The sequence below is a fragment of the Lacisediminihabitans changchengi genome, assembly GCF_016634425.1.
GTDB classification, from domain to species: domain Bacteria; phylum Actinomycetota; class Actinomycetes; order Actinomycetales; family Microbacteriaceae; genus Lacisediminihabitans; species Lacisediminihabitans changchengi.
The window spans coordinates 123,200-142,612 of sequence record NZ_JAEPES010000001.1; the positions used below are offsets into that span (position 1 = coordinate 123,200).

Consider the following 19,413-nt stretch of genomic DNA (forward strand, 5'->3'; position numbering starts at 1 on the left):
AATTCTACGGGCGCGCGTCGACCCGTTCATGCGCGGGGTCCGCGCCCGCCTCGACGATCGCATCGGTCTTCTCCGACCGCACGAAGGCGATGCCCGCGAGGATGAGCGCGCCACCGATCAACTGCGGAATCGTGAGGCGTTCCCCGAGCAGCAGCCAGGCGTAGAGCGTCGCCGCGACCACCTCGAGCAGCCCCATGAACGACGCAAGCCGAGAGCCGAGCATTTCGCTCGCGGTGATGCTCGTGGCGTAGGCGATCGCGGTGGCGAACACCCCGACGATGAGCACCGGCAGCCACCACGGCGCGAGCGCACCGAACATCACGACGTCGCGGGTGCTGGTCATGAACGGCACGACGCCGGTGAGGCCGACCAGCCCGAGCACGATCGCGCCCAAGATCAGGCCGGATGCCGCGAGCGCGACCGGCGGCAACCCGTCACTCGGGCGGGCCGCGACGACGTAGTAGATGGCGCAGCCGACCATCGCGATCAGCGCGAACATCACGCCGAGGATGTCGAGGCTGCCGCCTCCGCCGGGCGCGACGACGAGGACGAGGCCGGCCAGCGCGACGACGGAACCGATCAGCACGACGACCTTCGGCATCCGTCGACTGGTCGCCCAGACGAATGCGACAAGCAGAAGGGGCGCCATGTATTCGATCAGGATGGCCGTGCCCACGGGGATTCGCTGCAGCGCGGCGAAGTAGACGAGCTGCGTGCCAGCGACGCCGATCAGCCCCATCGCGAGCACCCGCCCGCGGGCCCGCCAGAGCGCGTTCCACTTTCCGCGCAGGGCGATCGCCGCGAACGGCGCGAGAACGATGCCGCCGACCCCGGCGCGCACGGTGACGGCTGCTGCCGGAGACCAGCCGGACTCGAGCAGCGGCTTCACGAAGGCTCCGGAGAGCCCGAAGGTCGCCGCGGCGACGAGCGCGATGAGCAGGCCGAGGGATGTCGACGAGCGCGTCATGAAAACCTCCGAGTCGTGGCCCATCCTGGCTGACACCCCCGACATTAGGATGGCCGGGAGTAAGGAGTCAACTTGCAATTAGCCCCTGACACAGAAGAGGTGCTGGCGTTCACCGTCACGCTCGCCAACACCGACCCCACCGCCTCCCGCAGCGGCGAGGATGAACTCGCCACTATCGCCCAACTTCGCGACCTGCTGGCCCTCGCCCGGTACTCCGGTCGCATCGATCACGATGAGCCGGAACGCCGCGACGTGCTCGCCACCCGCGACCGACTGCGCGCGATCTGGTCGCTCGACCGAGACGATGCCGTCGACGAGGTCAACGCGATGCTGCGCGAGGCGAAGGCACTCCCCCAGCTCACCCGGCACGACGGCAGCGACTGGCACTGGCATGCGACCGCTCCGGATGCCCCGCTCGCGGAACGCATCCGGGTGGAGGTCGCGCTGGCCCTCGCCGACGTCATCCGCATGGACGCCACCGACCGGCTGCGGGTCTGCGCCGCCCCGGACTGCAGCGGTCTGCTGGTCGACCTGTCGCGCAACGGCTCGAAGCGGTTCTGCAGCGTGCGTTGCGGCAACCGGGTGAACATGATCGCGTTCCGGGAACGCGCGTCGGGCACCCAAGCGCGTGCGCTACTCAACTAGCGGCGCGCCGAAGCTATGCCAGCGAGGGCACCTGCGAGATGAGGGTGTGACCCCACGCGTCTTCGAGGATCGCCTCGATGGCGGCTCCGTGCTCGTAGAGCCGAGCATCCGCTCGCGCCGGCGCCATGATCTGAAGCCCGGTGGGGAGGCCGTCTTCGGGGGCGAGCCCCATCGGAAGCCCCATGCCCGGGATGCCCGCGAGGTTCGCGGGTATCGTCGTGACGTCGTTGAGGTACATGGCCAGCGGGTCGTTGATCTTCTCGCCGAGCTTGAACGCCGTGGTCGGCGCTGCCGGGCTGATCAGGATGTCGGCCTGCGCGAACGCAGCATCGAAGTCGCGCTGGATCAGCGTGCGCACCTTCTGCGCGCTGCCGTAGTACGCGTCGTAGTAGCCCGCGCTCAGCGCATACGTGCCGAGGATGATGCGGCGCTTCACCTCGGGACCGAAGCCAGCCTCGCGGGTCGCGGCCATGACATCCTCGACCGTTCCGCCACCGACCGGGTTGACCCGCAGCCCGAAGCGCACGGAATCGAACTTGGCCAGGTTGCTGGAGGCCTCGGCCGGGAGGATCAGGTAGTACGCGGCGACCGCGTACTCGAAGTTGGGCGCGGAGACCTCGACGATCTCCGCACCGTTGGCCGAGAGCAGGTCGAGGGTCTCGTGGAAGCGCTGGCTGACGCCGGCCTGGAACCCGGGGGCGTCGAGCTCCTTGACCACGCCGACACGCACGTTCTCGAGGCTGCGGGTCGTCTTGCCGCGGCGGGCAGCGGCGGCGAAGCTCGGCCAGGCCTCTTTCAGCGACGTGGAGTCGCGCGGGTCGTGCCCGCCGATCACGTCGTGCAACAGGGCCGCGTCGAGCACGGTGCGGGTGACAGGTCCGACCTGATCGAGCGAGCTCGCCAGGGCGATGGCGCCGTAGCGGGAGACGCCGCCGTATGTGGGCTTGACGCCGACCGAGCCGGTGACCGCGGCAGGCTGACGGATGCTTCCTCCGGTGTCACTGCCAAGTGCGAGCGGCGCTTCAAACGCTGCCACCGCTGCCGCAGAACCACCACCAGAACCGCCTGGAATCCGGTCGAGATCCCACGGGTTGTGGGTCGGGCCGAAAGCGGAGTGCTCGGTTGACGACCCCATGGCGAACTCGTCCATGTTGGTCTTGCCGAGCGGGATGAGGTTGGCGGCGCGCAGGCGGGCGACGACCGTGGCGTCGTATGGCGGGATCCAGCCCTCGAGGATGCGTGACCCAGCGGTCGACGGCATGTCCAGGGTGCAGAGCACGTCTTTGATGGCAATCGGCACGCCGGCCAGTTCGCCGAGCTCGCTGCCGGTGCGGCGCAGCACGTCGACGCCCTCGGCGGTGTCGATGGCATCCTTCGAGACGTGGAGGAAGGCGTGAACATCGCCGTCGACGGCGGCGATGCGATCGAGGTGCGCCTGCGTCACCTCGACGCTGGAGACTTCGCGCTTCTGCAGCAGCTCGCTGAGGTCGGCGGCGGAAAGACGGGTGAGGTCCGAGTTCAGATCGGGCATTACTGCTCCTCCCCCAGGATCGCGGAGACCTTGAAGCGACTGCCGTCGTGCTCCGGGGCACCACTCAGTGCTTCTTCAAGCGAAAGGGTGTCGCCGACGACATCGGGACGGTAGACGTTGCTGAGCGGGATCGGGTGACTCGTGGCCGGGACATCCGGGGTCGCCACCTCGCTCACCTTGGCAATGGAGTCGATGATCACGGCGAGTTCGCCGGTGAGCTTCTCGATCTCGTCAGGGGTGAGGCCGATGCGAGCGAGGTTCGCGAGATGCGCGACGACGTCGGTCGTTATTTCAGACATGGTGCTCCGAGCGTGGCTGTCGTGGGAATGGTCCCAGTCTATTCGGGACCCGGGGGTCTATTCGGGCCGGGCGGTTCTCGTTGGGCGCAGAGGTTCCGTTCGCGACAGGCGGGCCATCGCCTCAGCGTTGACCGTCGCCGCCGCCCTTGGGCTCGTCGCGCACCCCGAATAGTCCCTTGCCGTGTTTCACCAGTACGGCGTAGGCATCGGCATAGTTGATCGGCACCTCCGCGGCCGGGTCGTACTTGGCCAGCAGCATGCCGACCAGTCCGATGCCCGGTGCGGTGAGCAGGCGGCCGGGAGCGTTGGCTGCCAGGGCGGGCGCCTTCGACTCCGGGTTTGACGGAACGTAGGCGGGGTAGACCTCCGGCCACAGAGCGGGCTGGCGCGGTTTTGCCAGGTTGACCGCGTTGAAGATGCCGCGCGCCTGGTCGTCGCGATGGCTGAGCGGCTCCAGTCCGTGCAATTGACAGAGGGTATGGATGATCGAGCCGTGATGCATCTCGTCGTTGATCACCGTGCCCTTGCGGGTATAGGCCGAGACGACGATCGTCGGCACACGGCAACCAAGGCGGTCGAAGCTGAACCCCATCTCGCCCGACTCTGGCTTTCCCGAGGGCGGTACCGCCGGCGGCGGCGGCACGTGATCGTATGTCCCGCCGTGTTCGTCGAAGGTCATGATGAAGGCGGTGTTCATCGCGTTCGAGCCGGTCTGCGATGCTCCGTTCTTGATCGACGTGTAGACCTGAGCGATCAAGACTTCGGCCGCGCGAGCGTCAGACAGAGCGCTCTCGAAGAGCTGGTCCTCTTCGCGCTCGGTGTCGGCGAAATGGTGCGGTGGATGCATGTCGTTGTGGTTGAACACCATGCGCGGCTCGACGAAGGCATAGGCCGGCAGATTGCCGTCCCGCGCATCCTCGTGAAACTGCTCCATGCTGCGGAAGTTCGTCTTCCAATACTTCTCGATGTGCGCCGCATGCAGCATGCCGGTGAGCGAGACCAGCTGGTCGGCGTCGTAGTAGACCCGCCAGGTCTTGCCCGCCGTCTCGAGTCGATTGAAGATCGTGGAGCCGTCGAAGGCGTCGAGCCACTTGTTGTAGCCGCCTCCACCCATGTTGGTGACGTACCCGTGTGACGTACCGGCGTTGAAGAACGAGCGATTGCAGAAGGTCTGCGATGGCACGCCGGCGAACCAGTGGTCGTAGACACCGAAGTTCTGCGCCAGGGTCGAGATCACCGGCAGCATGTCGGGAGTGAAACCGCCCATGGCCACCCGGTACTGCTCCGTCGTCGCGACCTTGCCCTCGCTCTCCATGGTGAAGTTGATCTCGTAGTCGTTCACGAAACCCGACATCGTCGGATGCGAGGTGTCGCGGGGCGCGTTGAACGGCGGTCGCAGGCCGTTGCGGAAGATATCGGCGTTCGACGGCGGATCGATCGTGCCGAACAGTTGCGTGTTGACGTGCGGGTACGTCTCGCCGGGATCGGGGTCGGGCGAGCTCATGATGTGGTCGGTTGAGCCCTGATACGGGTGCGCCTCCACCACCGTGCCATCGAACGCGGTATTGCTATGCTCGCCCGCCTTCAGCCCCTCGAAGCGCTGACCAAGCGGCGGCTCCTGCCCCTCATACAGCCAGCCGAGGATGTTGTCGAAGGAGCGATTCTCGTACATGAGCACGACGACGTGGTCGAAGCCCGGTCCTGAACGTGCGGGAAGCGGGGTGAAGCCGTGCTCGGTCTCGGGCTGGGAGATCGCCGCCTGCAGGCTCGCTCCGCCGACACCACCGGCGATGAGTCCGGTCGCCGCGATTCCGGCACCGGCGAAGAACGCCCGCCGCGACGGGTCCGCCGGCGTGTCGCCCATGCGCGGGCGGTCGGCGGGCGTGTCACGGTTGCGGCGGGCCATGCCCCCATAGTGCCACCGGCCCTAGAGCACGCAAGCCCTATCGCGAGGCGAGCGTGCGCGTGGCGTCTGCCTGTGAACCGTCGGTCACCAGCGAGCCCTTGCCCAGGCCGATGAGCGCGAGGTTGCGCATGGCCTCCGATCCGGGATCGAAGTAGCCCAGGTGGCCCACCGCGGCGGAGAGTTTCTTGTGGGTGATCGCATCGGTGGTGCCGGAGACATCCATCTTGTGTGCCCCGAAAGATGCCGCCCCCGGGTCGCTGCCGTAGAACGCGGTGTTCACGATCGGGTCGAGCTCTGCCTCGCCGACATAGACGTTGTCATTGGCCACCGAAAGCTGGCTCGCGCTCTGCGCCGCGGCGCCAGGAGAGCCGATCAGGGCGAGTGCATTGACCGAGATGCCGCCCTTCGCAAGCTCGACCATCGCGGTGGTGGACCCGTACGAGTGACCGATCACCGTGACGTACGGCTCGGCTCCGTGACGAGCCGCCTTGACCCCCTGCACCGCGTTGCCGAGGAAGCCGGCGCCGGCATCTGCGCGCGTGAGAGAGGTGATGTCGAGCACACCCGGGGTGGAGTATCCGATCCAGGCGACGGTGGCGGCGGTCTTGCCCTGATACGACGCGTCGGTCGTCGCGAGCCGCTTCAGCCACGAGGTCTGCTGCTGCTGCAGGTCTTGGGCGATGACCGTCCAGTCGTACATCTGCCCCTGCACGGTGAAGAACATGCCAGGAACGAGGTAGCTCACATAATCGGCCTTCGTGATGTCGCCGACGACGACGGCGGCACGGCCATCTCCGCTCGGGTCGAACGTCATCAACTGCCGATTCGGCTCGCTCTTCGTGGTGTGGAGCGTGCGCTGGATCTGCTTCAAGATCTCGAGGTGATGCTTCGACGATACGAGTGAGCCCCGCCCGGCACCGACGTTCACCGACTTCTTCGCGGCGGTGATCTCGGATCGCAGCGCGACCCGGTTGGCCGAATCGCGCACCGAGAACGGCAGGCCCTCGAGGTTGCCGGCGAGCTCCGGGGCGGATGCCGCGAACTTCAGCTGCTCGGAGCTCGAGAGTCCCGTCCACCAGCGTGAGACGCTCGCCGCGCGCGGCGGGTTGACAACGAGACGATGAATGGCGGCCGGGTTGGACTTCACAAAAGCCGCGAGATCGTCGGTGGGGAGCATTCCGAGCTGGGTCAGTAGCGCGCTGCCGCCGAGCTTCGGTAGGAGCGACAGGTCGACGGCTCCTGAGCGCGGAAAGGTGGCTTCCGCCCCAGTGGACGATGATTCCTTGGACGATGGCCGAGTAGAGGATGGGCCTGAGTCCGTGGGAGATGCCGGAATACCGGTGATGCTGCTCGCCGACACCGTTGGCCCGAGAAACAGAGAATCGGTCGCGGTTTCGGATTTCCGCTGAGCGGGGTCGGTAAAGCTGAGGGTGACGATCGATGACGAACCTATTTCGTGAACGACAAACGCCTCTGCCACGCCGCCCAGGGCACCAGAGGTAGTCAGAGCTGCCGAATCGACCAGCACGGAACGGTTCCAATCGTGAACGTCGGCTCGAAAACTTCAGCCGATGTAACGCGAGTTGCACGCACCCCCCAATAGTAGGGGCGGATTGTGTACCCCGGCCAGACCCTAGAGCAGCAAAAAAGGCGATATATCGGGCGTTTTTCATGATTTTCTATGAATTCGGTACCCCGATCGGCAATTTCCGATCCGGCCACAATCTGGCCGCAATAAATGGTCAGCCATCGATCAGGTGTTGCGAAGGCTGCACCCAGGGATTTCTGCGCCGGAGAGCAGAGAGTCACCGTTAGTCGTTCGAAGCGCCGACTTCGTCAGTCGAATCGTCCAGTCCCGCTGGCCCAAATTCGAGTAGGCGAGCAAACTGCCCGGCGTCGATGATGCGCACACCGAGCTCTTCTGCCTTGCCGAGCTTCGACCCGGCGCCGGGCCCAGCCGCGACGAAGTCGGTCTTCTTCGACACGCTCGACGCGGCTTTGCCGCCCGCGGCCATGATTGCTTCCAGCGCGCCCTCACGGGTGAAGCCCTCGAGGCTGCCGGTGGCGACGACGGTGAGTCCGGTCAGCGGTCCGTCCAGCGCGGCGGCCGCCCCTGGCCCCGGGTGACCGGGCGTGGTGAACTGCACCCCGGCATCCGCCCAGCCGCGCACGATCTCGTCATGCCAGTCGATGGCGAACCAGTCGATCAGGGCATCGGCGATGATGCCACCCACCCCGTCGACCGCGGCGAGCTCATCCCTACTTGCCGAACGGATCGCGTCAAGCGAACCGAAGTAGTCGGCCAGCGCGCGGGCCGCGACAGGTCCGACATGCCGGATGCTCAGCGAGACCAGGATGCGCCACAGCTCTTTCGACTTGGCGAGTTCGATCTCCCTGAGCAGCTTGTTCGCAAGCTCAGACGGATAGACCACCGGCGCGCGCGTGAACCCCGCCTTGCGACGCTCGGACGCGTTCAGGCCGGAAGCCTCGGGCGGGTACTCCGACACAACCTTGCGAAACGGAGTGCGGAGCTTCAGCGTGCCGTCGTCTTCGAGCTTCTCAAGCCCCGTCTCCACGTCGCGCACCACAACCTCGATCGGCAACAGCCGCTCGACGGTGAGCGAGAACAGGCCGGCTTCGTTGACCAGGGGCGGCGTTTCGGGAAAGTTGGGCTGCGTGAGGGCGGCAGCACCGACCTCGCCGAGCCCCTCGATATCGAGGGCGCCGCGGCTGCCGACGTGCTCGACGCGCCCGCGCACCTGCGCCGGGCAGGAACGGGAATTGGGGCAGCGCAGATCGATGTCTCCCTCTTTAGCCGGAGCGAGAGGGGTGCCACACGACGGGCACTCGGTCGGCATCACGAACGCGCGCTCGGTACCGTCGCGGAGTTCGACGACCGGGCCGAGCACCTCGGGAATGACGTCTCCGGCCTTGCGCAGCACGACCGTGTCGCCGATGAGCACGCCCTTTGCCTTCACTACCTCCTGGTTGTGCAGGGTGGCCTGGCGCACCTCACTTCCGGCGACGCGCACCTTCTCCATCACGGCGAACGGGGTGACTCGACCCGTGCGACCGACGCTGACGACAATGTCGAGGAGCTTGGTATTGACCTGCTCGGGCGGGTACTTGTAGGCAATGGCCCAGCGGGGCGCGCGACTGGTCGCGCCGAGCTCTTCGTGCAGGGCCAGCTCGTCGACCTTGACGACGATGCCGTCGATCTCGTGCTCGACGGGCTGTTCGGGAACTCCGCCGCGGTGCGCGCCGAAGTACTCGATGAACTCGGCGGCCTCCTTCGCGGTCGACACCACGCGGAAGTGGGTACTGGTCGGCAGCCCCCACTGTTTCAGCAGGCCGTAGACCTCCGACTGCGCGCTCACCGGCGGATTCTGCCAGGCGCCGATTCCGTGCACCAGCATGCTCAGCCGACCGAGCCGCTTGTGCATGCGCTCGAGCTGCACGGGACTCTTGCTCTCGGCGACCTGCCGCAGCGAACCGGATGCCGCGTTCCGGGCGTTGGCGAAAACCCGCTCCCCCGCGGCGACCTGATCCGCGTTCAGCTGCTCGAAGATCTCCGTCTCGAAGAACACCTCGCCGCGCACCTCGACCAGCGGCGGGTGACCAGAGCCAGCCAGCCGGGTCGGGATGCTCGGCACGAAGGCGATGTTCTCGGTGACGTCTTCGCCGACCACACCATCTCCGCGAGTGGCAGCGCTCACCAGCTGGCCGTTCTCGTAGCGCAGGTTGATGGCGAGACCGTCGATCTTCAGCTCGCACAGGTAGTCGACGCGGCGACCGGAGTTGCGCTCCACCTTCGCCGCCCAGTCTGCGAACTCCTCGATGGAGAACACATTGTCGAGGCTGAGCATGCGTTCCGCGTGCCGCACCGGGGCGAACAGCGTCGTCTCGGCCCTGCCACCCACGGTCTGCGTGGGCGAGTCGTGGGACTGGAGCTCGGGAAACAGGCGCTCGAGCTCTTCGAGGCGCCGCAACATCCGGTCGTATTCCTCATCGGCGACGAGCACCTCGTCGCGCTCGTAATACGCGTCGCGGAGTTCGAGGATGCGCGAGGTCAGGCCAGAGGCGTCGTCGCGGGCCTGCTCGAGGGTGAGGTCTTCTGCGTCAGCCACAGTGCAAGTGTAGAGAGCACCTCTGACCGTCGGCAGCGGCGTGCGCGACCCGGATCAGGAGGATGCGGGCATCGGCACGGCAGACACCGTACGGTCGATCGTGAACTGACCCAGCACCCGGGTGCCCACGTAGATCACGGCAGTCTGGCCGGGCGCGACACCGTTCAGCGGGGTAGTCGGGGTCGCGACGAGCACGCCGTCACGCAGCACCGCGATGGCGGGCACCGGGTCGGCGTGGGCGCGAATCTGCACCTCGCAGTCGAAGGGGACGGTCGCGTCATCCGGTGCGAGCCCCGCCCAGCTGAACTTCGAGCCGGAGATCTCGGCGATGTCGAGGGCTTCTTTTGGCCCGACCACTACCTCGTTGGTCGCCGGCTTGACCTCGAGCACGAAGCGGGGACGGCCGTCGGGCGACGGCACACCGAGGTTCAGTCCCTTGCGCTGACCGACGGTGAAGGCGTGAGCGCCCTCGTGGCTGCCGACGACCGAGCCGTCGCGTTCGAGGATGCGACCCTGCTCGGCGCCGACTCGCTCGGCAAGCCAGCCGCGGGTGTCACCGTCGGGGATGAAGCAGATGTCGTGCGAGTCCGGCTTATTTGCGACGCTGAAGCCGCGGGCCGCGGCCTCGGCCCGAACCTCCGCCTTCGAGGGGGTCGCTCCCAGCGGGAACATGCTGTGGGCGAGCTGGTCCGCGGTGAGCACGCCGAGCACATAGGACTGGTCCTTGGCCCAGGCGGCCGCACGATGCAGCTCGCGGTTGCCATGATCGTCGGTGCTGATGCTGGCGTAGTGACCGGTGGCGACGGCGTCGAAGCCCAGGTCGATCGCCTTTTCGAGCAGAGCGGCGAACTTGATGCGCTCATTGCAGCGCATGCAGGGGTTCGGCGTGCGACCCGCCGAGTATTCGGCGATGAAGTCGTCGACCACGTCGAGCTTGAATCGCTCCGAGAAGTCCCAGACGTAATACGGGATGCCGATGATGTTGGCCGCCCGCTGCGCATCCATCGAGTCCTCGATGGTGCAGCATCCGCGGCTGCCAGTGCGGAGCGTGCCCGGCATGCGGCTGAGCGCAAGGTGCACGCCGACCACATCGTGGCCGGCCTCGACGGCGCGCGCCGCGGCCACGGCAGAGTCGACCCCGCCACTCATCGCCGCTAGTACTCTCATCGAACGCTGCCTCCCATGGGTTCCAGTCTAAACGCGAGGTTCTGAGGGTCGACCTACGTGGGCAGGTCGGGGCTGGCCAGCTGCACGGAGATCGCGGGCGCATTGTCGACGCGTGGGTCTGCGCTGAGCTGCAGCAACCAGGAGCTGGCCGCAATAGACCCGCTCGACAGGGTCACCTTATAGACCTCCTCGACATCCGTGGTCTGCAGCACGTTCCAGCCGGATGCGTGAAGTCGGTCGACGAGCGCCTTGGTGATCACCGTGGGATCGACGGTCGATTTCAGGGTCACCAGCTGGATCACCCCGTAGATCGCCTTCGCCGAGTCGGTTGCGGGAACGAGCTGGTCTTTTGAATCGATGTTGGCGACGATGTCGCCGGGCAACAGCGCGTCCAGAGCGCCGGCCAACCGGAGGGTCTCGGTCTTCGCGCTGTCGGCGTCGTACTTCGCCGGGAACTTCGACTTCAACGCCGGATCGGGCACCGCCGTCTGCGTCGGCGACGGACTCGGCGCGGGAGTCGACGACGTGCAGCCGGTGAGGAGTACGGCAGCGGCGAGCACGATCGGTATGGCCCTAAGCACGAAGATCCGCCGTCACGTCGCGATCGGCGAGACCCGCGCGGCTGGCCCGCGCGTAGGCCTCGGGCAGCGCGGCGAGGAAGGCATCGACATCCGCCTCGGTGGTGCTGTGCCCCACAGTGATGCGCAGCGCTCCCCTGGCCTCGACATCGCCGAGCCCCATCGCGAGCAGCACGTGAGAGGGCTCGGGGATGCCAGCCCGGCAGGCCGATCCGGTCGAGACCGACACGCCCGCGACATCCAGAAGGAAGAGGAGGGAATCGCCCTCGCAGCCCGGAAAAGTGAAGTGTGCGTTGTTGTCGACGCGATCACTCGGATCGCCGTGGAGTACGGCCTCTGGCACCGCGGCCCGCACCCCTGCGATGACCCGGTCGCGCAACCGCGTGAGCGAGGCAGACGGATGCTGCGCCGCGACCCCGAAAGAGATGGCCGCCGGCGCATCCTGAGTACCCGACCGCACGTCGCGTTGCTGCCCGCCGCCGTGAATCAGCGGCACCACGGTCGCACTGCGTGAGAGCACGAGCGCCCCGATGCCGAGCGGTCCGCCGATCTTGTGGGCCGACACGCTCAGCGCTGCGAGGCCGGAATCGCGGAAGTCGATCGGGAGATGCTTGTAGACGGAGACCGCGTCGGCGTGCACCGGAACGCCGTACCGGGTGGCCAGTTCGACGACCTCGGCGATCGGCTGGATCGTGCCGACCTCGTTGTTGGCCCAGAGCAGGGTGATGAGGGCGACGTCGTCGTACTCGTCGAGGGCCACGGCGAGCGCCTCCAGGGAGAGACGGCCGACGGAGTCGAGAGGCAGCCACTCGATGATCGCTCCCTCGTAGCGCTCGAGCCACTCGACCGTGTCGATGGTGGCGTGGTGCTCACCGAGCGGCACGAGGATGCGCGGGCGTGGCGCGGGTCTCGATGTGCGGCCTCCTTCGTCGGTCGCTACTCGACCAACGGTATTGCGGGCCCAGTACAGGCCCTTCACGGCGAGGTTGATCGACTCGGTTCCCCCCGAGGTGAACACGATCTCGATCGGATCACAGCCGAGCGACGACGCGACCTGCTCGCGCGCTTCCTCGAGCATCCGTTTCGCGTTCTGCCCCTGGCTGTGGATCGAGGAGGGATTGCCGACGATGCCGAGGGCACCCGTGTACGCCTCGATCGCCTCGGGCAGCATCGGCGTGGTCGCCGCATGATCGAGGTAGACGGGCACGGCGACTCCTGTAGCGAGAGCGCCACGACTGGCGCTTCCTGAAACTCTGACGCCTTACTCTAGATCGCATGCCTGAGACCGACCCGCTCCGCGATCTCGGCGTGCAGCTGACCCCGAATGGTGGTCGCCTTCGCGTCTGGAGTGAGAGCGCCTCGGCGCTCGAGCTCTGCCTGTTCAGTGAGAAAGACCTCAACTGGGCCACCGAATCGATCCCTCTCGTGCGCGATAGCCACGGAGTGTGGGAGGTGACCACCCCGAACCTGGCGGCTGGCACGCGATACTCGGTGCGGGCGTCGGGCCCGACCGGGCCGATGAACCAGTTCGACCCGACGCTGCACCTCATCGATCCATGGGCACGGGGGCTCGCGCGAACCTCGACCGGTTGGCGGTCGTATGTGCAGAACGACGCCTTCGATTGGGCCGGGTCGACCAAGCCGCAGACGCCGCTCGATCACACGGTGATCTACGAGGCGCACGCCAAGGGCATGTCGAAGCTCAACCCGGCCGTTCCCGAAGAGTTGCGCGGCACGTACGCCGGCCTCGCCCATGAGACAGCGATCGAGTATCTGAAAGATCTCGGCGTTACCGCCATTCAGCTGCTTCCCGTGCAGCAGTTCGTCAGCGAGCAGCGCCTGCTCAAGCAGAACCTCAGCAACTACTGGGGCTACAACACGCTCAACTTCTTCACCCCGCACGCCGCCTACGCGTCGCGCGCCGCGCAGACCGGCGGCACGGGCGCCGTGCTTCGCGAGTTCAAGGGCATGGTCAAACTGCTGCACGAGGCCGGTCTCGAGGTCTACATGGACGTGGTCTACAACCACACCGCCGAAGAAGGCCGCACCGGCCCCACCACGTCGCTGCGCGGCATCGACAACGCCAACTATTACCGCCAGAACTCGCTCGGTGACTACATCGACGTGACCGGATGCGGCAACACCGTCAATTTCGCCACACCGGCCGCCCAGCGCCTCGTGCTCGATTCGCTGCGCTACTGGGCAAACGAAGTGCAGATCGACGGATTCCGGTTCGACCTGGCCGCCACGCTGGGTCGGGATGCCGGAATCGAGTTCGATCCGCACCATCCGCTGCTCGAGGCGATCGTCTCCGACCCCGCGCTGAAGAACGTCAAGATGATCGCCGAGCCGTGGGACGTGGGGATGGGCGGCTGGCAGGTCGGCAACTTCCCCGACGGCTGGTCAGAGTGGAACGACGGCTTTCGCGACCAGGCCCGCGAGTTCTGGCTCACCGACATCGGTGCCGCCCGGGTACACGGCGTCCCTCCGATCGGCATCGGCCCGCTGGCCGGCAAGCTGGCGGGTTCGGCTGGGGTGTTCTCGCAAGAACGGGGGCCGCTGGCATCCGTCAACTTCGTCACCGCGCACGACGGCTTCACCCTCGCCGACCTCACCGCCTACAACCAGAAACACAACCTCGGCAACGGTGAGAACAACCGGGACGGCACCGACAGCAACTACTCGTTCAACTACGGCGTCGAAGGCCCGACCCACGACCCGGCGATCCTGGGCTCCCGGGACAAGGCCGTGCGCAATCTGCTTGGCACGCTGCTGCTGTCGGCGGGAGTGCCGATGATCACCGCCGGCGACGAGTTCGGCCGCAGCCAGCGCGGCAACAACAACGCGTATTGCCACGACAGCGAGCTGACCTGGCTGCCGTGGGAGCACTGGGATTGGCAGGACGACCTGTTTCGGGTGTCGAAGAAGCTGCTGCGGTTACGACGCGAAAACCCGGCGCTACGGCCGGTGCGGTTCGCCGTGAACGGCGAGACCGTTCCCTCCGCCTCACAGATGGACTGGTTCAACAAGGAGGGTCTGTCGATGTCGGTCGACGACTGGGATTCGCCTTCCGAGCGCACGCTGCAATACCTGGCTGCATCGACCCCCGAGTTCGAAGACTTCAACCGCATCTTGCTCATCGTGCACGGCCTGGAACGCTCCGAGACGGTCTGTCTTCCCGAGCACGAGGGCGTCACCGGGTACGAGTTGCTCTGGAACAGCGCCGACGACAACGCGACGAGCGAGACCTACGCGCCGACCACCGAGCTGGTGCTGGCGCCGACCTCCATGCAGCTGTTCCGGGCGATCTGAGCGAGCTGCAGACCATGGCAGGCACTCCGGCGACCGTCGCGCTCACGGCGCTCGGCATCCGTTTCATCGAGCACGAGTACACGCACGACGCGGCCGTGACGTCGTACGGGCTCGAGGCTGCTGAGGTGCTGGGGGTCGAGCCGGAGAGCGTGTTCAAGACCCTTCTGGCGGATGCCGACGGCACGCTGATCGTCGGGATCGTGCCGGTCACCGGCAAGCTCGACCTCAAAGCTCTCGCCGCGGCGGCGGGCGTGAAGAAACTCGAGATGGCCGATCCCCGTGTCGCCGAGCGTAAGACCGGCTACGTGGTCGGAGGAATCAGCCCGATCGGCCAGAAGTCGCGACTGACGACGGTGCTCGACGAGACCGCAGAACTCTTCGACACGATCTTCGTCTCCGGCGGACGTCGCGGTTTCGACGTCGAGCTCGCCCCGGCCGGCCTGCTGCGGGCGACGAACGGCACCGCGGCGGCGATCGCTCGCTGACCCGGCCTCCGCCACCCGTGCCCCGCGCCCCGCGCCCCGCGCCCCGCACGTTTGCCCGAATATGCAGGTTCTTGGGCCACGAAACCTGCATATTCGGGCAAACGTGGAGAGAATCGGGGTGCTTAGCGTCGTTCGCGGGCGACGATCGCTTGTCGCCCGGAACGGCCCGGAACGACGTGAAGTGACTGCCCCGATATTCCTGATCCCCACGGCCTAGTAACATCGCGTATCAAAAAAGCGTCCGCGTTTCGCAGTGCAACTATTCCGTCCTCAGCGAACGGCACCCGCCTCGAATGTGTCACGCAGAAGCCTGACGGCGTCGTCGACACCCAGCCCGAGAGCCACAGCCTGCCGCGCATATGATTCCGCTGCGGATTGCGCCTGCCGACGGACCGGGTCAGCATGCGGGGCGACGAACGTGCCATGGCGCCCGCGCGTCTCGATCACGCCCGCGCGCTCGAGCTCGCGGTAGGCGCGCGCGACAGTGTTGGGAGCCAGCCGCAGATCGCTCGCGAGTTTGCGCACCGTGGGGAGCCGGGCATCCGGCGGCAACTCGCCCGACTGCACCTGCGCGACCAATTGCACCCGAATCTGCTCGAACGGCGGCACAGCCGAGCGCGGGTCGACGACGATCACGGGCGGCGCTCCGCAGCCCTAGCGTCGTCGCTCTCCTCAGAGTCGTCCTCTTCCGAATCGTCGACAATCTCGCCCACGTCGCCGAGGATCGGCCAGAGACGATACCGAAAGTAGTTTCGCCCGCCGCCGTAGTTGAATACGCGACTGAGCGCGATAATCCCGAGGTTGGCCGAAAGTTGCAGAACGATTCGTGCCCACTGGGGCTCGATCGGAGTGTCAAGCGCTCTCAAAATGCCAAGGCCTGCGAACACGACGGCCAGCCAACCGACCTCGCTTTCGAACACCCACAGGTTGCGCAATGTATCTGCTCGTAGCGCATCGCTCCAGGCGAGTTCGAGCTGGTCAGATGCCGCCTGCTTGTGGCGGATGACGATGCGAGCAGCGATCGCGCCGCCGATAGCGAGCACGACTGCTAGCGCAGCCACCCACACTGCGGAACTCTCAAAGTACCGCGGCGGGTCGATGACCCCGATCGAGGACAAAACGAGGCCCATGACCGCCAGAAGTGAGGCGGTGAGGATCAAAGCCGGCACCAGCCAGAACCGCACCGGACTGATGTAGTCGCGAATGGTGACGGACACCGCTCGGGCGACGCGGGGAGCGTGCTCGTCTGGAGAAAACAACTCGTCGCTGACCGACGCCGCCATCGAACCGGCCGTGACGCCGAGGAGCATGAGCGGCAATACAGCACCCCAGACGAAACCCTGGAAGTCGGCCGGATGGACGATGGCGAACAGGAGCGCCGAAAGGAGAAGACCCACCAGCGCACCGCTGGCGCTTCCGTTCTCCGTTCGCCGCAGTCGCCTGATCACCGCAGCGGTGATGACTTCGTCTGACACTCGCAACTCGGACTGGTGAGCGAACAGCTCGAAGCGACGCTGCCAGTCTCGCAACCGCGTGACCGCGAAGCCGATCGCGATGCCGACGAGCCCGAGCCCGAATAGCGCCAGCAGCGTGGTCGTGTCCGTCATTGCTTCCACTCCCCGTTGATTGGACTTTGTATCAATGTATCAATACGAGCCCGGGGAGTCGAGGGTCGGTGCGAGTCGGCGTCGGGGCGCTACGACGCGACGGCGATGAGTCCCATCTCGGCGGCCTCGGCGAGCAGCGGATTGCGCGGCACCACGCGCACGTTGTAGCCGAAGCTTCCCGCACGTGAGAGAGTGACCGTTCCGGTGTACTGCGTGACGACGGGAAACTGCACGCTGCTGCCCGGGTTGGACGAGGGTGCGCCCTCCAGTGACCCGGAAAGTTCGATACGCTCCGGCTTCTCGAGGGTGTCCCCGTCTCGAGCACGGCCATAGACGACCTCGACGGCCACGTCATCCGGGGAGAGTCCGCCGAGCGTCACCGAGGCCCTCACGTGGAGTTGGTCGCCTACCTGCGGTACGGCATCCACTCCGCCCGACTCGACGTGCGTCACCGCGACGTTCGGCCAGGCCGCGCGCACCTTCTCTTTCCAGGCGGCGAAGGCGCGCGCCGGGGCGAATGCGTCTGCCGCGATCGTTCGTGCGGCGATCGCCGCCGGCGTGTACAAGCGTTCGACGTACTCGCGCACCATGCGATTCGCCGACAGCTCGGGCGACAGCGTTGCCAGGGTGTGACGGATTCCCTGCACCCAGCGCTTCGGCACATCGTCGGCGTCACGATCGTAGAAGCGCGGTGCGATCTGGTTCTCGATCAGGTCGTACATCGAGTTGGCTTCGAGCTTGTCGCGCTCGGCGTGGTCGCCGGCGGCATCGGCGCTCGGGATGGCCCAGCCGTTCTCCTCGTCGTAGAACTCGGCCCACCAGCCGTCGAGGATGGACAGGTTGAGCGAGCCGTTGAGCGCCGCCTTCATGCCGGAGGTGCCGCAGGCCTCAAGGGGGCGGAGCGGATTGTTCAGCCAGATGTCCGTGCCCGGGTAGAGCTTCTGCGCCATCGCGATGTCGTAGTTGGGAAGGAACACCATACGACCCCGGATGTCGGGCTCCTGAGAGAACTCCACCAGCTTCTGAATCAGACGCTTGCCCTCATCGTCGGCCGGGTGCGACTTTCCGGCGATGACGATCTGCACCGGATGTTCTTTGGAGAGCAAAATGGACCGCAGGCGTTCCGGGTCGTTGAGCATTAGGGTGAGGCGCTTGTACGTGGGCACGCGCCGGGCGAAGCCGATGGTGAGCACCTTCGGGTCGAGCAGTTCGCTGAACCAGCCGGGGTCGCCGACACCGGGATTCTGCTCCTCCCAGGCGGCAGAGACGCGGCGGCGGGCATCCTGCACGAACTGTTCGCGCATGCCGTTGCGGACGGTCCAGAGGTCGAGATCGCTGACCGCCTCCGATCCCCAGTCGGCCGCGGTGGTATCGAGGGTGCCGAGCTTGTCCTGCGCCAAGGCAACCAGGGAGGGGTCGGTCCAGGTGGGAGCGTGCACACCGTTCGTGACGGAGGTGATCGGGACATCCGCCTGATCGAATCCGGGCCAGAGCTGCCCGAACATCCCGCGGCTGACCTCGCCGTGCAGCAGCGAGACGCCGTTGGCGTGCTGACTGAGCCGGAAGCCCATGACCGCCATGTTGTACATGCCGGGGGTACCGCCGTGGTAGTCCTCGGCACCGATTGCTAGTACGTCGGCGACCGCCACTCCGGGAAGCAGGTCGGTGGAGAAGTACTGGCTGATGAGCGAGGCGTCGAAACGGTCGATACCCGCTGGTACTGGCGTGTGGGTGGTGAATACCGTGCTGGCCCGCACGACCTGGAGCGCGTCTTGGAACGTCAGCCCCGCCGCGACGAGATCGTTGATGCGCTCCAGCCCCTGGAAGCCGGCGTGGCCCTCGTTGGTGTGGAACACCTCGGGTGCAGGGATGTCGGTCAGTTCGGTGAGCAGCTTAATCGCCCGCACACCACCGATGCCGAGAAGCAGCTCCTGCAGCAGCCGGTGCTCTCCCCCGCCGCCGTACAGTCGGTCGGTGACCGAGCGCAGGTCGTCGTCGTTGTCGGGGATGTCCGTGTCGAGTAACAGCAGCGGCACGCGCCCGACCTGCACTCGCCAGACCCGCGCGTAGAGGGCACGCCCGCCCGGCAGCGCTAGCACGACCTGGGCGGCCGTGCCGTCCGGATGACGCAAAACCGACAGCGGCAGTCCGTCCGGATCGAGCACCGGATAGGCCTCCTCCTGCCAGCCGTCGGCGGAGATCGACTGGGCGAAGTAGCCGGAACGGTAGAACAGGCCGACGCCGATGATGGGCACACCGAGGTCTGATGCGCTCTTGAGGTGGTCGCCGGCGAGGATTCCGAGGCCGCCCGAGTACTGCGGCAGCGCAGCGGCGATACCGAACTCCGGGGAGAAGTACCCGATCGACTTCGGCGCACTCTCCGACGTGTTCTGCTGGCACCAGCGCGGTTCGGTGAGGTAGGTGTGCAGGTCGGCGAGCAACTCGTTGGCGCGATTGACGAACTCCGAGTTATCCGCCAACTCGGTGAGACGAGCCGGCTCGACGGCTCCGAGCAGCGCGATCGGGTCGTACTGGCTGGCTACCCACTCAGCCGGAGAGATCTGCTCGAACAGGCGTCTGGTCGGCAGATGCCACGACCAGCGCAGGTTGGTCGCGAGTTCCTCGAGCGCACCGAGGGAGGCTGGGAGGACTGTACGGACAGTAAAACGTCGGATTGCCTTCACGGTCCCACCATAGGCCCGCACAGGTTGCCGCGGCGATCACTGAAATGAACACGGCGTACACACGATGCGAATGGGGGTTTGCAAACTCGTCGCAGGGGCTACTGT

General features: G+C 66.5%; 15 protein-coding genes. 3 read left to right on the forward strand and 12 right to left on the reverse strand.

Going from position 1 to position 19,413, the window contains the following annotated elements:
• Positions 1 to 4 precede the first annotated feature (4 nt).
• Entirely contained in the window at positions 5 to 967 is a 963-nt protein-coding gene (locus IV501_RS00640; RefSeq protein ID WP_200554484.1) for an EamA family transporter, read from the reverse strand.
• Positions 968 to 1,039: 72 nt separating this feature from the next.
• Between IV501_RS00640 and IV501_RS00645 the strand changes: the two genes are divergently transcribed.
• On the forward strand, positions 1,040 to 1,612 hold the full coding sequence (locus tag IV501_RS00645; protein WP_200554485.1) for a CGNR zinc finger domain-containing protein: 573 nt from the start codon (positions 1,040 to 1,042) through the stop codon (positions 1,610 to 1,612).
• 13 nt (positions 1,613 to 1,625) lie between these two features.
• Here the strand turns inward: IV501_RS00645 and gatA are convergent, their stop codons facing one another.
• From gatA to IV501_RS00685, 8 genes are all read right to left on the reverse strand, one after another.
• Positions 1,626 to 3,143, reverse strand: coding sequence for an Asp-tRNA(Asn)/Glu-tRNA(Gln) amidotransferase subunit GatA (gene gatA, locus IV501_RS00650; RefSeq protein ID WP_200554486.1), 1,518 nt, complete (start codon positions 3,141 to 3,143; stop codon positions 1,626 to 1,628).
• The gene (gene gatC, locus IV501_RS00655) at positions 3,143 to 3,442 is read right to left on the reverse strand and encodes an Asp-tRNA(Asn)/Glu-tRNA(Gln) amidotransferase subunit GatC (protein WP_200554487.1); all 300 of its coding nucleotides are present in this window, start codon (positions 3,440 to 3,442) and stop codon (positions 3,143 to 3,145) included. The genes gatA and gatC overlap by 1 nt, the downstream gene beginning before the upstream one ends.
• A 121-nt stretch (positions 3,443 to 3,563) precedes the next feature.
• Entirely contained in the window at positions 3,564 to 5,348 is a 1,785-nt protein-coding gene (locus tag IV501_RS00660; RefSeq protein WP_200554488.1) for an alkaline phosphatase family protein, read from the reverse strand.
• Between the two features lie 37 nt (positions 5,349 to 5,385).
• Positions 5,386 to 6,876: an alpha/beta hydrolase gene (locus IV501_RS00665; RefSeq protein WP_200554489.1), complete on the reverse strand. Its 1,491-nt coding sequence runs from the start codon at positions 6,874 to 6,876 to the stop codon at positions 5,386 to 5,388.
• Between the two features lie 283 nt (positions 6,877 to 7,159).
• On the reverse strand, positions 7,160 to 9,475 hold the full coding sequence (gene ligA / locus IV501_RS00670) for an NAD-dependent DNA ligase LigA (RefSeq protein ID WP_200554490.1): 2,316 nt from the start codon (positions 9,473 to 9,475) through the stop codon (positions 7,160 to 7,162).
• Between the two features lie 54 nt (positions 9,476 to 9,529).
• Positions 9,530 to 10,642, reverse strand: coding sequence for a tRNA 2-thiouridine(34) synthase MnmA (mnmA, locus tag IV501_RS00675; RefSeq protein WP_200554491.1), 1,113 nt, complete (start codon positions 10,640 to 10,642; stop codon positions 9,530 to 9,532).
• A gap of 53 nt (positions 10,643 to 10,695) precedes the next feature.
• Entirely contained in the window at positions 10,696 to 11,223 is a 528-nt protein-coding gene (locus IV501_RS00680; protein ID WP_200554492.1) for a hypothetical protein, read from the reverse strand.
• On the reverse strand, positions 11,216 to 12,427 hold the full coding sequence (locus tag IV501_RS00685; RefSeq protein WP_200554493.1) for a cysteine desulfurase family protein: 1,212 nt from the start codon (positions 12,425 to 12,427) through the stop codon (positions 11,216 to 11,218). Before IV501_RS00685 ends, IV501_RS00680 begins: the two co-directional genes overlap by 8 nt.
• A 68-nt stretch (positions 12,428 to 12,495) precedes the next feature.
• On the opposite strand from IV501_RS00685, the gene glgX reads away from it, so the two are divergent.
• Positions 12,496 to 14,532, forward strand: a complete 2,037-nt coding sequence (gene glgX / locus IV501_RS00690; RefSeq protein ID WP_200554494.1) for a glycogen debranching protein GlgX — start codon at positions 12,496 to 12,498, stop codon at positions 14,530 to 14,532.
• Positions 14,533 to 14,546: 14 nt separating this feature from the next.
• Positions 14,547 to 15,017 carry a Cys-tRNA(Pro) deacylase gene (gene ybaK, locus IV501_RS00695; RefSeq protein WP_200554495.1) on the forward strand — a complete coding sequence of 157 codons (471 nt, stop codon included), beginning with the start codon at positions 14,547 to 14,549 and terminating at the stop codon, positions 15,015 to 15,017.
• A 270-nt stretch (positions 15,018 to 15,287) separates the two neighbouring features.
• Here the strand turns inward: ybaK and IV501_RS00700 are convergent, their stop codons facing one another.
• The 3 genes from IV501_RS00700 to glgP form a co-directional block, all read right to left on the reverse strand.
• The gene (locus IV501_RS00700) at positions 15,288 to 15,653 is read right to left on the reverse strand and encodes a GntR family transcriptional regulator (protein WP_200554496.1); all 366 of its coding nucleotides are present in this window, start codon (positions 15,651 to 15,653) and stop codon (positions 15,288 to 15,290) included.
• The gene (locus IV501_RS00705) at positions 15,650 to 16,624 is read right to left on the reverse strand and encodes a hypothetical protein (RefSeq protein WP_200554497.1); all 975 of its coding nucleotides are present in this window, start codon (positions 16,622 to 16,624) and stop codon (positions 15,650 to 15,652) included. The genes IV501_RS00700 and IV501_RS00705 overlap by 4 nt, the downstream gene beginning before the upstream one ends.
• An 89-nt stretch (positions 16,625 to 16,713) precedes the next feature.
• Complete coding sequence (gene glgP / locus IV501_RS00710) at positions 16,714 to 19,308, reverse strand: alpha-glucan family phosphorylase (protein WP_200554498.1); 2,595 nt, start codon at positions 19,306 to 19,308, stop codon at positions 16,714 to 16,716.
• Positions 19,309 to 19,413: the final 105 nt, after the last annotated feature.